We start from the raw sequence: 12,793 nt of genomic DNA on the forward strand, positions 1-12,793 counted from the left end.
GTTGCCTGGATCGGCTACTGGTCGCGTCGACCGATCTTCATCCCCCGTCTGCTGATGGTGGATGCCGGTCGTGCGGACGAACTGGTGTCCGCCACCGACCGCAAGGTGGCGATGGGCTTCCTGGCCGCCACCATCCTGATCGTGGTCATGGCCATGTCCAGCGCCAACAGCAAGTACCCGATCACCATCCCGCTGCAGGCCGGCACCATGCGTGGCATGAAGCCGCTGGAACTGCCGGCGCCGACGGTATCGGTGAAAGTGGAAGACGCCACCTACCGGGTACCGGGCCGCGCCATGCGGATGAAGCTGACCATCACCAACCACGGCAACAGCCCGATCCGGCTGGGTGAGTTCTACACCGCCTCGGTGCGTTTCCTGGATTCCGACGTGTACAAGGACACCACCGGCTATCCGGAAGACCTGCTGGCCGAAGACGGCCTGAGCGTCAGCGACAACAGCCCGCTGGCTCCGGGTGAGACCCGCACGGTCGACGTGACGGCGTCCGACGCGGCGTGGGAAGTGTACCGTCTGTCCGACATCATCTACGATCCGGACAGCCGTTTCGCCGGTCTGCTGTTCTTCTTCGACGCCACTGGCAACCGCCAGGTCGTCCAGATCGACGCACCGCTGATCCCGTCGTTCATGTAATCGCCTGGGGGAGTCCTTCGGGGCTCCCCTGCCGGCGGTCAACGCCAAAACCCCCGGCCGGCAACGGTCGGGGGTTTTTTATTCTGGTCTGGTTTTGTTCCGAGTGGGCAGCCGCAACAGCCGGTCAGGGTGGCAGAGCTGCTCGACCATTCCACTCGCGTGCGAATTGCCATGCGACCCGTCCGCTACGCGAGCCACGGGCGAGCGCCCAGCGTAGCGCTTCTGTCCGGATATCATTCCAATGGCATTTCAGGTCGAGGGTTCCCAGCTTCGCCAGCCAGTATTCGACCATTGCCAGATAATCATCCTGGGAGAATGGATGGAATGCGAGCCAGAGGCCAAATCGCTCGGACAGCGATGTCTTCTCCTCGACCGAGTCGGAAAAATGGATTTCAGTCTCCGTGTAACGCGTTTCGCGATTGTCCGCCATGTACTCCGGTAACAAGTGCCGGCGATTGGATGTGGCGTAGATCACCAGATTGGCACTCAAGACACTCGTGGAACCGTCGAGCGCTGATTTCAGATCCTTGTAGCCGGGTTCTTCGCTTTCGAAGGACAGATCGTCGAAAAACAGGATGAACCGCTCCGGACGGTCGTGGATGTATTCGATGATGTCCGGCAATTCCGTAAGATGGTTTTTTTCCACTTCGACGAGGCGGAGTCCGGATTCGGCACAATCGTGGAGCAGTGCCTTGACGAGGGAGGATTTTCCTGTCCCTTTCGGGCCCCAAAGCAGCGCATTGTTGGCGGGTAAACCCTTGAGGAACTGACGGGTGTTGCGCTCCAGTGCTGTCTTCTGGCGATCGATGCACAAAAGGTCACAAAGGCCGATATCGTGTGGTCGCCGCACGGGCATCAAAGGCGACTTGGAATCTCGTCCCCGCCAACGATAGGCCTTGTACGTCCAGTCGACGGAGGAAGGAGTCGGTGGCGTCAAGCGTTCCAGGGCGTCCGCCAGCCTTTGAACGGTAGCCAGCAAGAGGTCGGTCTGCTCCGGTGTCATGGGCGATGATTCATGCCTCGATCCGTTTGTATTTGATCCGGTGCGGGGTATCTACTTCATCACCCAGCCGGCGGCGACGGTCGGCCTCGTAATCGGCGTAATTGCCTTCGAACCATACCACTTCGCTTTCGCCTTCGAATGCCAGGATGTGGGTGGCTATGCGGTCCAGGAACCAGCGGTCGTGAGAGATCACCACCGCGCAGCCAGGAAAATCCAGCAGGGCGTCTTCCAGAGCGCGGAGCGTTTCGACATCGAGGTCGTTGGTGGGTTCATCGAGCAGAAGGACGTTGCCTCCGCTGCGAAGCAGTTTGGCGAGATGGACCCGGTTGCGTTCACCGCCGGAAAGTTCACCGATGCGTTTCTGCTGATCCGAACCCCTGAAGTTGAAGCGTCCAACGTAGGCTCGCGAGGGGGTCTGATAGTTTCCGACGGTGATCATGTCCAGACCATCGGAGATTTCTTCCCAAACGGTCTTGCCGTCATCCATATGTTCGCGGAACTGTTCGACATAGGCCAGTTTGACGGTAGGTCCGATACGGATCGAGCCCTGATCCGGCACTTCCAGGCCGGCAATCATGCGGAACAGCGTGGTTTTACCGGCGCCGTTGGGGCCGATCACTCCGACGATGCCCCCCGGTGGCAGCCGGAAACTGAGGTTTTCGACCAGAATACGGTCCCCGAATCCCTTGCTGACCCCGTCGAATTCGACAACCAGATCGCCCAGCCGCGGGCCTGGCGGAATGTAGATTTCCTTGGTTTCGTTCCGTTTTTGGACATCGTTCTGGCTCAGTTCCTCGAACCTGGCCAGGCGCGCCTTGCTCTTGGCGTGCCGCCCTTTCGGGTTGGATCTCACCCATTCAAGTTCCGCCTTCATGGCTTTCATGCGGGCGGTTTCCTGCTTTTCTTCCATCTCCAGCCGGGCTTCCTTTTGCTCCAGCCACGAGGAGTAATTGCCTTCCCAGGGAATTCCGCGGCCTCTGTCGAGCTCGAGAATCCACCCGGCGACATTGTCCAGGAAATAGCGATCGTGGGTGACGGCGACGACCGTTCCCGGATAGTCCTGGAGGAACCTTTCCAGCCAGGCCACGGACTCCGCATCGAGATGGTTGGTCGGCTCGTCGAGCAGCAACATGTCTGGGTTGGACAGGAGGAGGCGGCACAGGGCTACGCGGCGGCGTTCGCCGCCTGACAGTCGGGTGACGTCGGCATCCCAGTCCGGGAGTCTCAAGGCATCGGCGGCGATTTCCAGTTTCCGGTCCAGTTCCCACGCACCGGCCGCGTCGATCTTTTCCTGGAGTTCGGCCTGTTCGGCAAGGAGTTTGTCGAAATCCGCGTCTGGGTCGGCGAAGGCGTTGCTGACTTCGTTGAAACGGTCGAGGAGGGCTTTGGTCTCAGCGACACCGTCCTCGACGTTTCCCCGCACCGTTTTGGTCGGATCCAGTTGCGGCTCTTGTGCCAGGTAGCCGATCTTGATTCCGGGTTGGGGCCGCGCTTCTCCGTCGTATTCCTTGTCAACGCCTGCCATGATTCGAAGGAGAGTGGACTTGCCCGCGCCGTTCAGGCCGAGCACACCGATCTTGGCGCCTGGGAAGAAGGAGAGCGAGATGTTTTCCAGGATCGTCCGTTTGGGGGCCACGATCTTGGAAACCCGGTTCATGGTGTAAATATATTGTGCCATTTTGAATGCGTTAAGGGACTTTGGATCATAGTATTATTTCACGATCCGAGATGTGAGGGACAGGTTTGCTTGAGGATCCAGGACGCCCGATGAGCGCTGAACTCAGCCTACGCGTACATTCGAGACTGGCGGATGTGCCGGCGGCGTGGTGGGGCTCATTCGGCAGTCCCGACGCTCCCCTGAGCCATGCATTTCTGGTGGCGTTGGAGGAGACGGCGTGCCTGGGTGAAGCCGTCGGCTGGATCCCTATGCACCTCTTGTTCGCTGCGGACCGGAAGGCTGAGCCGTTCGGAGCCATGCCTGCCTACCTCAAGACCAATTCTTTCGGGGAATTCGTGTTCGACTGGGCGTGGGCCGAAGCGCATTCGCGGGTCGGTCTGGCTTATTATCCGAAGTGGGTGATCGCCTCGCCCTTCACGCCCGTCACGGGCCGGCGTCTGTTGGTTCCTCCGGAGATCCCGTATGCTGCACGGGAGCTCATGCTGGACTGCGCCATTGAGGCCGGGAAATCGGCGGGGGTGTCGTCCATGCATTGGTTGTTCTGTACCGATCCGGTTCTGCTCGAAGCGCCGATGCTCGTTCGCCGCCTGGGATGCCAGTTCCATTGGTATAACGCCGGTTACAGAGACTTCGCGGATTTTCTGGACCGTTTCAGTGCGAAACGACGAAAGGAGCTCAAACGCGAGCGGCGTCAGGTTTCCGAAGCCGGAATAGAAGTCCAAAGGCTCGCCGGCAACGAAGTCGATGCGGAGACGTGGAACCGGTTCCATGCCCTGTACCGGCGCACATTCGATAAGCATGGCAACTATCCTGCATTGAGTGCGGCCTTTTTTCGTCGCGTCGGCGAAACCATGGGCGAACAGATCCTGCTCGTTGTCGCCAGGCGGAAGTCCGAGTTGATCGCCGCCGGTTTCTTTCTCGTGGGCGAAGACACTTTGTACGGCCGCTATTGGGGGGCCGTGGAAGAGGTGCGTTCGCTCCATTTTGAGATTTGCTACTATCAGGGTCTGGAGTTTTGTCTGGAGCGGGGGCTTCGTTGCTTTCAGCCCGGTGCCCAGGGTGAGCATAAGGTCAGCCGCGGTTTCGTGCCTACTGCGACCTGGTCGGCTCATTGGATTGCCGATCCACGTCTGCGCGGGGCGATATCACGTCATGTCGAAGCAGAGCGTCTGCATGTGGAAGCCTATATGCGGGAGCTCGAAAGCCGACTGCCATTCAAGCAGGAATCCGAATGCTGACTCTCATCGACCCCAACGACGAACGGCAGGCGTTCCCTCCTCCCGATGCCGCCCTGAAGGAGCCGAACGGTCTTCTTGCAGTCGGTGGTTCGTTGAGCGTTGCTCGTCTGGAACGGGCTTACCGGCGCGGAATATTTCCCTGGTATGGCGAGGGCGATCCGATCTTGTGGTGGTCGCCCGATCCCCGGCTGGTGCTGTTTCCGGAAAAGCTGCGGATTTCGCGGAGTCTGCGGAAAACGTTACGCCGGCGGCTATTTCGATTCAGCTTCGATCGGGCTTTCAGGGCGGTGATCACGGCTTGTGCCGAGCGGCGTGAAAAATCGGAAGGGACTTGGCTGACTGCAGACATGCAGTCGGCGTACCTTGCTTTCCATCATGCCGGTTTTGCGCATTCTTTCGAGGCCTGGCAGGACGGCGCCCTGGTGGGGGGGCTGTACGGTGTGGCGATGGGGCGGATATTTTACGGAGAGTCGATGTTCCACCGGGTGACGGATGCCTCGAAGGCGGCGTTGGCGTTTGCAGTGGGGTGCTTGTCACATTGGGGTTACCGGATGATCGATTGTCAGGTCTATAGTTCCCATCTCGTCAGTCTGGGAGCATCCACCATTCCACGCAGCGAATTTCAGGCCTTGGTGTCCGAATATTCGGAAACGTCCGTTGATCCTGAGGCATGGAAACATGCGCCGGGAGACTTTCTTTGATTCTGGAGCGAATGGCACATTGGATGGGGCCGAACCATCCATGCGGCTATCTGCCCGGGCGGGACGCACGCTTTACCTATGTTTCACCGGCTTACCCACTTTCCCCCCAAAGCTATCGTGGGCTGTTGGAAGAGGGGTTCCGGCGCAGCGGAAACTGGGTGTACCGGCCGTGCTGCATCGGCTGCAGCGCCTGCTTACCGGTGCGTCTTCCCGTGCACGATTTTCGTTTGACTCGTAGTCATCGGCGTGTGCTCAAGCGGAATGCAGACATCGACATACGGGTGTCCGTCGCTCGCTTCGACGAGCGCCAGTTTCAACTCTATGTCCGCTATCTGGCGGCACGGCACCCCACCGAGACACCGGTCTCTCGCGATGCTTACTGGTCGTTCGTGTCCAGCTCCTGGGCGCAGACCCGTTTCGTGGAGTTCCGTTCATATTCGGAACTGATTGGCGTGGCGGTTGTAGACCATGTGCCGGGAGCTCTGTCTGCGGTATACACCTTTTTCGATCCCGACGCCGCAGAGCGAAGTCCAGGCTCATTGGCCATTTTGTGGCAGATATTGGAGGCTAGGCGACTGGGACGGGAGTGGCTTTATCTTGGGTATTGGATAGGCGGTTGCCGTAAGATGGAATACAAAGCGAGATACAGGCCCCTGGAAGCGCTCATCGCGAACCGCTGGCGCAGGTTCCAAGTGGATGAGCCGCTGACGTCGAGCGTGCTATAATTCGGTAAATTTTTTACCCTGTGAACAGATGTCAAAAGAAGATCATATCGAAATGGAAGGTAAGGTCATCGAAACCTTGCCCAACACGACGTTCCGTGTTCAGCTCGATAATGGGCATGTGGTGATCGCCCATATTTCCGGCAAGATGCGGAAAAACTATATCCGAATTCTGACCGGCGATCGCGTCAAGGTTGAACTCACGCCTTACGACCTGAGCAAGGCTCGCATCACCTTCCGCCATCGCTGATGGCACCCCGTGTCATACGGGCTCGGCGGCTTTTTGGCGGGTTTCGTAGGTAAATGTCAGTCCGCCGGAGGAAGCGCCGACACGCACCGTGCCACCATGCGCGAGGCGGCCAAACAAGATTTCCTCGGCCAGCGGCTTCTTGATGTTTTCCTGAATCACGCGCGCCATCGGACGCGCTCCCATCTTCGAGTCGAAACCGTGCTCGGCCAGCCATGCACGTGCGTCCGGCTCGATGACTAGGGATACCTGCTTCTCGGCCAACTGCGCCTCGAGTTCGAAGATGAATTTGTCCACCACATGCCCGATCGTTTCTGGGCTGAGCGGGTTGAACTGGATGATCGCGTCGAGGCGGTTCCGGAACTCGGGCGAGAAGGTGCGTTCGATCGCTTTCAAGCTATCGGTGGAGTGGTCTTGCGGAGTGAAACCTATCGACGGGCGGGCACCCTCGAAAGCCCCGGCATTGGTGGTCATGACCAGGATGATGTTACGGAAGTCGGCCTTGCGCCCGTTGTTGTCCGTCAGAGTGCCGTGATCCATCACTTGTAACAGCAGATTGAAGACGTCCGGGTGCGCTTTTTCGATTTCGTCGAGCAGCAGCACGGCATGCGGATGTTTGTTGATGGCTTCGGTCAGAAGACCTCCCTGGTCGAATCCGACATAGCCCGGCGGCGCTCCGATAAGCCGGGACACCGTGTGCCGCTCCATGTATTCGGACATGTCGAAACGGATCAGCTCGACACCGAGCATGCGGGCGAGCTGGCGTGTCACTTCCGTTTTGCCTACGCCAGTGGGGCCGGCAAAAAGAAATGAGCCTATGGGTTTCTGACCGTCGCGCAGACCTGCGCGGGACAATTTGATCGCCGACGACAGTGCGGCTATGGCTTCATCCTGACCGAAGACCAGCATCTTCAGATTGGATTCCAGGTCGCGCAATTTCTCCTTGTCGTTGGCGGAAACGGTTTTGGCGGGAATCCGCGCGATCTTCGAAACGATGTCCTCGATGTCCACGGTGCCGATGGTCTTCTTGCGGCGCGACGGCGGCAGCAGGCGCTGATTCGCTCCAGCCTCGTCGATGACGTCGATGGCTTTGTCGGGGAGATGACGGTCGTTGATGTACCGGTCCGACAGCTCCACCGCAGTGCGCAGCGCAGCGAGGGAATATTTGACGTCATGGTGCTGTTCGAAACGGGTCTTCAGTCCTTTGAGAATCTGGTAGGTTTCTTCGACCGAGGGTTCGGGAATATCGATTTTCTGGAAGCGGCGGGCCAGCGCGCGGTCCTTTTCGAAGATGCCGCGGTATTCCTGGTAGGTCGTCGAACCGATGCAGCGCAACTCGCCTGAGGCCAGGACCGGTTTGATCAGATTGGATGCATCCATCACCCCGCCCGAGGCGGAGCCAGCGCCGATGATGGTGTGAATCTCGTCGATGAAGAGGATGGCATTCGGCTCCTTCTTGAGCTGCGCCAGGAGCGACTTCAGACGCTTCTCGAAATCACCGCGGTACTTGGTTCCCGCCACCAGACTGCCGAGATCCAGCGAATAGATCGTGCTGTCCTTGAGCACTTCCGGTACGTCGTTTTCAACGATTTTCTTCGCCAGACCTTCGGCGATGGCAGTTTTACCCACCCCGGCTTCGCCGACGAACAACGGATTATTCTTCCTTCGGCGACACAGCACCTGGACGGTGCGCTCCAGTTCGTCCTTGCGGCCGATCAGCGGGTCGATTTTTCCGCGCCGGGCGGATTCGTTGAGATTGGTGGCGAACTTTTCGAGCGGGTTGGCGCTGCTCCCGCTTTCGGCGTCGTCGGATTCGGGAGCCGAGCCCCTGGCAGTGCCATCAGCCTCGTCCCGCACTTTGGAGATGCCGTGGGAAATGAAGTTCACCACGTCGAGGCGGGTGATGTCCTGCTTGTGCAACAGATAGACCGCATGCGAGTCCTGCTCGCTGAAGATGGCGACCAGGACGTTCGCTCCGGTAACCTCTTTTTTCCCCGACGACTGCACGTGAAAGGCCGCGCGCTGGAGCACCCGCTGGAAACCCAGCGTCGGCTGGGTATCACGCTTGACGCCGGCAGGGATCAGCGGCGTGGTTTCATCCAGGAATTCGTTCAGTTCGTTGCGGAGCAGGTCGAGATTGCCACCGCAGGCACGCAGGACTTCGATGGCGGCGCCGTTGTCGAGCATGGCCAGCAGCAGGTGCTCCACGGTGATGAACTCATGGCGTTTCTCGTAGGCGGTACGGAAGGCCGCATTCAATGATTGTTCGAGTTCTTTACTCAACATAGTGGAACCTGCTCGAGACTGGTAATAAAGTTAGGCTTCTTCCATGGTGCAGAGGAGTGGATGCTGGTTCTGACGGGCATGGGCATTCACCTGTTGCACCTTGGTTTCCGCCACGTCTTTGGAGAAGACCCCACACACTCCGACGCCCCGCGTATGCACATGCAGCATCACCTGCGTCGCTTTCTCTTCGTTCATGCCGAAAAACAGCATCAGCACATGAACGACGAATTCCATCGGAGTGAAATCATCATTCAACAGCATGACTTTGTACAGCGGTGGACGCTTGACCTTGGGCTGGGCCTCCTGGAGGGCCAAACCGTCGCCGGAGCCGTGATCCGATTCCTGAGACATCTGTGCGTCGTTCCCAAAATGGTTGTACTAGGAATATGGGCCTCGATTTGCCGAGATCAAGCCAGTGGACGGCATCAGCAGCGCCGGAGGGCGTCACGCCGGTCCACACAGGGCAGCTGCCGCGGCAGTATCCACATTTCGTACATCGACACCACCCACATGAACACGAAAGCCATGGCGAGGCCGCCGCCGCCCATGACGACCAGAAGGGCGAAATGGCGGTCGAGTTTCGTCAGCCACCAGGAGGCGATGTCCAGCAGCAGGAAAATATACGGCATCAGGATGGCCGAGCACTTGAGCTTGCAAGGCACTCCAGAGGATAACGCAAAAATCATGCCTACAAACATGAAAATGAAGGCGATGCCGAACATGTGGATATGCGAGACGCGTGTCAGCGACGAAAACGTTGCGCCCTCGTCCGATTGCGCCCGTGTCTTGATGCTCTCATAGCGGGTGAAGTCCGGCAATCCGCTGTCGCCATTGTGGCAGCCAGTGCAATGCGCTTCGAACAGCGGCCTGATCTGCCGGGTATAGGTGCTTTCATCGGCACCGTCACGAACCCATTGGATGATCTGAAACCGTGCCTCGTCCGGTGCATTGGCCTTCATCGAACCGTTGAGCTTGGCCTCCAGCACCGAGCCCGAACGGTTGCCGTAATAGCTGTAGACGATATCCTCTATCGAAAGTCCGAACTTGCCATCGGCCATGCCATGCGTGAACAGGATCTGCACCATCGCCAAGCCGTAGCCGATTGCGACGACGATCAAATAACCGGAAAATAACAACTTGACCGGTATGCCCAGATTGCTCAGGTTCAGCGGCATTCCCGCAGCTCCCACGACTCATCACGAACTTTGCAGGCGAGCCCCGCGTCTTTAAGGCTTAATAACACACGCGAATTGACAACTCAATTCGCTCCCTGTTGAAAACAGTATGCAAAAATTGGAAACCCCGTCGGACGGCCGACCCCGGGTCACGGTAGCCGCTGTCATTGAAAGGGATGGCCGTTTCCTCTGCGTCGAGGAGCGCGCCGGCGTATCCTCCGAACTCGTCATCAACCAGCCGGCGGGTCACGTCGAAGCGGCCGAGTCGGTGGTCGATGCCGCAGTCCGCGAGACTTTGGAGGAGACCGGCTGGCGTCTGGTGCCGGAGGCGGTGACCGGCATTTATTTGTGGCGTCACTTGGAATCCGGCAGGAGTTTCCTGCGCATCGCCATCAGCGGGCGGGCCGAAGCCCCCGAAGGTGAGGTCAAGCTGGACGAGGGCATCGAGCGGGCGCTCTGGTTGAGCCGGGATGAGTTGCTGCGCGAACGAAGCCGCCATCGCAGCCCCCTGGTGCTGCGGACGGTGGAGGACTACCTGCGGGGCGAACGCCATCCGCTCAGCCTCTTGAAGCCCGTGCTCGGCTGAGGTGGATATGAAGCCGCATGTGGTTGTCGGGATGTCGGGAGGGGTGGATTCGTCGGTCACCGCCTTGCTGCTGCTCCGCCAGGGTTACCGGGTCAGCGGACTGTTCATGAAGAACTGGGAGGAGGACGATGGCACCGAGTACTGTACCGCGGCGCAGGATTTCGCCGATGCCAAGCAGGTGTGCGAGCGTCTAGGAGTCGAACTGCACACGGTAAACTTTGCGGCGGAATACTGGGATGAGGTGTTCGAGGTGTTCCTGAGCGAGTACCGGGCCGGGCGGACGCCGAATCCCGACATCCTCTGCAACAAGCAGATCAAGTTCAGAGCCTTCCTCGACTACGCAGAAGACCTGGGCGCCGACCTCATCGCCATGGGGCATTATGCCCGGGTGGCGGAGGAAGAGGGTCGGTTGCAGCTCCTCAAGGGATGTGATGCCGGTAAGGATCAGAGCTATTTCCTTTATACCCTGCAGCAGGAGCAACTCGCCCGCACTCTGTTTCCCCTGGGCGGGCTGCGCAAGACCGAGGTGCGCGCATTGGCCGCCGGCGCCGGTTTTGCCAATGACGCCAAGAAGGACAGCACCGGCATCTGTTTCATCGGCGAACGACGCTTCAAGGACTTCCTCGCGCGTTATCTGCCGGCCCGGCCGGGGGACATCCGCACGCCGGAGGGCGTGCTCCTCGGCCGGCACGATGGCCTGATGTACTACACGCTGGGCCAGCGTTCCGGACTCGGCATCGGCGGTACGAGGGCAGGCGGCCAGGAGCCTTGGTATGTGTTGGACAAGGATCTGGCCAGAAACGTGCTGGTGGTGGGCCAGGGCCACGATCACCCCCTTCTCTACCGGGACGGGCTGCTGGCCAGCCGGCTTCATTGGGTCGACGGCGCTGGTCCCGCGCCCGGCGAGATACTGCGCTGTGCGGCCAAGACCCGCTACCGCCAGAGGGACCAGGACTGCCGCATCCGTCTGATCGGCGAAGACCGGTTGGAGGTCGTGTTCGCCCAGCCCCAGCGTGCCGTCACTCCCGGCCAGTCGGTCGTGTTTTACCAGGACGATTGCTGCCTCGGCGGCGGTGTCATCGACTTAACCTTTAATGCGGACTCTCGGGCCGATGCCGCGTAACACTCAAGACATCAGGAAAACCATGAACTCCATCAAGGCATTGTCGCCAGTAGACGGCCGTTACGCCGGCAAGGCCGACGCCCTCCGCAACACCTTCAGCGAATACGGCCTCATCCGGTTCCGGATCCTGGTCGAATTGCGCTGGCTGGAGGCGCTGGCGGCCGAACCCACGATCACCGAGGTTCCCCCTTTGAGTGGCGAAGCGCGCGATCGTCTGAACCGGATCGTGGACGAATTCGGCGAAGAGCATGCCGAACGGGTCAAGACCATCGAGCGGACCACCAACCACGACGTCAAGGCGGTCGAATATTTCCTGAAGGAGAGGATCCAGGGCTGCCCCGAACTGGAGCGGATCGCCGAGTTCATCCATTTCGCCTGCACCTCTGAAGACATCAACAATCTCGCCTATGGGCTGATGGTGAAGGAGGCGCGTGACACGGTCCTGCTGCCGGCGATGGACGAGTTGATCGAGGCGGTGCGGGAGCGGGCGCATGTCTATGCCGGCCAGCCGATGCTTTCGCGCACTCACGGCCAGCCGGCGACGCCCACCACGGTCGGGAAGGAGTTCGCCAACTTCGCCGCCCGGCTGGCTCGCCAACGCGAGCAAGTAGCGGCGGTGGCCCTGATGGGCAAGATCAACGGTGCGGTCGGCAATTTCAACGCCCATGCGGTCGCCTACCCCGAAGTCGATTGGCCCAAACTGGCACAAGGTTTCGTCGAGTCGCTGGGGCTGGCCTGGAACCCTTATACCATACAGATCGAGCCACACGATTATCTGGCCGAGCTGTGCCATGCCTACAGCCGTTTCGGCACCGTGCTGATCGATTTCGACCGCGACGTCTGGGGCTACATCTCGCTGGGTTTTTTCCGGCAGAAGACCGTGGCCGGCGAAGTCGGCTCTTCCACCATGCCGCACAAGGTCAACCCGATCGATTTCGAGAACTCGGAAGGCAACCTCGGTATCGCCAACGCGCTGTTCTCGCACTTCGCCGAAAAGCTGCCGATTTCCCGCTGGCAGCGCGATCTAACCGACTCCACGGTGCTGCGCAATCTCGGCGTCGGCCTCGCCCATCTGCTCATCGCGCTCGGTTCCACTCTGAAAGGCCTGGGCAAGCTGGAGCTGAGTCCTCCGGTCCTGGAGGCCGATCTCGACGGCAACTGGGAAGTGCTGGCCGAGGCGATCCAGACCGTGATGCGCCGCTATGGCGTGGAACGGCCCTACGAGAAGCTCAAGGCCTTGACCCGCGGCCAGCGGGTGGACGCGGAGGGCCTGCGTGCCTTCGTAGAGACCCTGGAGATACCCGAGGAGGCGCGCAGCCGCCTGGCAGCGCTGGCCCCCCGCGATTACATCGGCTACGCTGAAACCTTCGCCAAAACCATCTGAGT

The 12,793-nt window shown here is 59.8% G+C and carries 13 protein-coding genes; 8 read left to right on the forward strand and 5 right to left on the reverse strand.

All coding sequences use genetic code 11. The features are described 5' to 3' along the window. On the forward strand, positions 1-648 hold a 648-nt coding region (locus ACSHWJ_RS00005), incomplete at its 5' end, for a methane monooxygenase/ammonia monooxygenase subunit B (protein WP_432539106.1). A gap of 124 nt (positions 649-772) precedes the next feature. On the opposite strand, the gene ACSHWJ_RS00010 is transcribed toward ACSHWJ_RS00005, so the two are convergent. Both ACSHWJ_RS00010 and ettA read right to left on the reverse strand, forming a co-directional pair. Continuing rightward, positions 773-1,651, reverse strand: coding sequence for an ATP-binding protein (locus tag ACSHWJ_RS00010; protein ID WP_282213324.1), 879 nt, complete (start codon positions 1,649-1,651; stop codon positions 773-775). Between the two features lie 10 nt (positions 1,652-1,661). Continuing rightward, complete coding sequence (gene ettA / locus ACSHWJ_RS00015; RefSeq protein WP_010961047.1) at positions 1,662-3,329, reverse strand: energy-dependent translational throttle protein EttA; 1,668 nt, start codon at positions 3,327-3,329, stop codon at positions 1,662-1,664. A gap of 89 nt (positions 3,330-3,418) precedes the next feature. Between ettA and ACSHWJ_RS00020 the strand changes: the two genes are divergently transcribed. The 4 genes from ACSHWJ_RS00020 to infA are packed head-to-tail and all read left to right on the forward strand — an operon-like array spanning position 3,419 to position 6,240. After that, on the forward strand, positions 3,419-4,567 hold the full coding sequence (locus ACSHWJ_RS00020; protein WP_282213325.1) for a GNAT family N-acetyltransferase: 1,149 nt from the start codon (positions 3,419-3,421) through the stop codon (positions 4,565-4,567). Next, positions 4,561-5,268: a leucyl/phenylalanyl-tRNA--protein transferase gene (gene aat / locus ACSHWJ_RS00025; protein ID WP_010961045.1), complete on the forward strand. Its 708-nt coding sequence runs from the start codon at positions 4,561-4,563 to the stop codon at positions 5,266-5,268. The genes ACSHWJ_RS00020 and aat overlap by 7 nt, the downstream gene beginning before the upstream one ends. Positions 5,269-5,279: 11 nt before the next feature. Next, the gene (locus ACSHWJ_RS00030; protein ID WP_218801385.1) at positions 5,280-5,993 is read left to right on the forward strand and encodes an arginyltransferase; all 714 of its coding nucleotides are present in this window, start codon (positions 5,280-5,282) and stop codon (positions 5,991-5,993) included. Between the two features lie 28 nt (positions 5,994-6,021). Then, on the forward strand, positions 6,022-6,240 hold the full coding sequence (gene infA, locus ACSHWJ_RS00035) for a translation initiation factor IF-1 (protein ID WP_010961043.1): 219 nt from the start codon (positions 6,022-6,024) through the stop codon (positions 6,238-6,240). Positions 6,241-6,252: 12 nt separating this feature from the next. Here infA and clpA read toward each other — a convergent pair whose 3' ends face one another. The 3 genes from clpA to ACSHWJ_RS00050 form a co-directional block, all read right to left on the reverse strand. After that, the gene (gene clpA, locus ACSHWJ_RS00040; RefSeq protein WP_010961042.1) at positions 6,253-8,523 is read right to left on the reverse strand and encodes an ATP-dependent Clp protease ATP-binding subunit ClpA; all 2,271 of its coding nucleotides are present in this window, start codon (positions 8,521-8,523) and stop codon (positions 6,253-6,255) included. Positions 8,524-8,553: 30 nt separating this feature from the next. Continuing rightward, positions 8,554-8,874, reverse strand: a complete 321-nt coding sequence (clpS, locus tag ACSHWJ_RS00045; protein ID WP_010961041.1) for an ATP-dependent Clp protease adapter ClpS — start codon at positions 8,872-8,874, stop codon at positions 8,554-8,556. Positions 8,875-8,948: 74 nt separating this feature from the next. Further along, entirely contained in the window at positions 8,949-9,698 is a 750-nt protein-coding gene (locus tag ACSHWJ_RS00050) for a hypothetical protein (protein WP_010961040.1), read from the reverse strand. A 109-nt stretch (positions 9,699-9,807) separates the two neighbouring features. Here ACSHWJ_RS00050 and ACSHWJ_RS00055 point away from each other — a divergent pair, with 109 nt between their 5' ends. From ACSHWJ_RS00055 to purB, 3 genes are read left to right on the forward strand one after another with little or no spacing between them, the layout of a single operon-like run. Next, positions 9,808-10,284 carry an NUDIX hydrolase gene (locus ACSHWJ_RS00055; protein ID WP_010961039.1) on the forward strand — a complete coding sequence of 159 codons (477 nt, stop codon included), beginning with the start codon at positions 9,808-9,810 and terminating at the stop codon, positions 10,282-10,284. A gap of 7 nt (positions 10,285-10,291) precedes the next feature. After that, positions 10,292-11,407, forward strand: coding sequence for a tRNA 2-thiouridine(34) synthase MnmA (mnmA, locus tag ACSHWJ_RS00060; protein WP_017364555.1), 1,116 nt, complete (start codon positions 10,292-10,294; stop codon positions 11,405-11,407). Positions 11,408-11,429: 22 nt separating this feature from the next. Then, positions 11,430-12,791 carry an adenylosuccinate lyase gene (gene purB / locus ACSHWJ_RS00065; protein WP_017364554.1) on the forward strand — a complete coding sequence of 454 codons (1,362 nt, stop codon included), beginning with the start codon at positions 11,430-11,432 and terminating at the stop codon, positions 12,789-12,791. The last annotated feature ends 2 nt before the right edge of the window (positions 12,792-12,793 follow it).

It is taken from the genome of Methylococcus sp. S1M (assembly GCF_051295855.1).
GTDB lineage: Bacteria > Pseudomonadota > Gammaproteobacteria > Methylococcales > Methylococcaceae > Methylococcus > Methylococcus capsulatus.

Excerpts from the sequence above, each read along its gene's own strand:
- ACSHWJ_RS00010 (WP_282213324.1), bottom strand. The coding sequence starts at position 1,651 with ATGACACCGGAGCAGACCGACCTCTTGCTGGCTACCGTTCAAAGGCTG.
- ettA (WP_010961047.1), bottom strand. The coding sequence starts at position 3,329 with ATGGCACAATATATTTACACCATGAACCGGGTTTCCAAGATCGTGGCC.
- ACSHWJ_RS00020 (WP_282213325.1), top strand. The coding sequence starts at position 3,419 with ATGAGCGCTGAACTCAGCCTACGCGTACATTCGAGACTGGCGGATGTG.
- aat (WP_010961045.1), top strand. The coding sequence starts at position 4,561 with ATGCTGACTCTCATCGACCCCAACGACGAACGGCAGGCGTTCCCTCCT.
- ACSHWJ_RS00030 (WP_218801385.1), top strand. The coding sequence starts at position 5,280 with ATGGCACATTGGATGGGGCCGAACCATCCATGCGGCTATCTGCCCGGG.
- infA (WP_010961043.1), top strand. The coding sequence starts at position 6,022 with ATGTCAAAAGAAGATCATATCGAAATGGAAGGTAAGGTCATCGAAACC.
- clpA (WP_010961042.1), bottom strand. The coding sequence starts at position 8,523 with ATGTTGAGTAAAGAACTCGAACAATCATTGAATGCGGCCTTCCGTACC.
- clpS (WP_010961041.1), bottom strand. The coding sequence starts at position 8,874 with ATGTCTCAGGAATCGGATCACGGCTCCGGCGACGGTTTGGCCCTCCAG.
- ACSHWJ_RS00050 (WP_010961040.1), bottom strand. The coding sequence starts at position 9,698 with ATGCCGCTGAACCTGAGCAATCTGGGCATACCGGTCAAGTTGTTATTT.
- ACSHWJ_RS00055 (WP_010961039.1), top strand. The coding sequence starts at position 9,808 with ATGCAAAAATTGGAAACCCCGTCGGACGGCCGACCCCGGGTCACGGTA.
- mnmA (WP_017364555.1), top strand. The coding sequence starts at position 10,292 with ATGAAGCCGCATGTGGTTGTCGGGATGTCGGGAGGGGTGGATTCGTCG.
- purB (WP_017364554.1), top strand. The coding sequence starts at position 11,430 with ATGAACTCCATCAAGGCATTGTCGCCAGTAGACGGCCGTTACGCCGGC.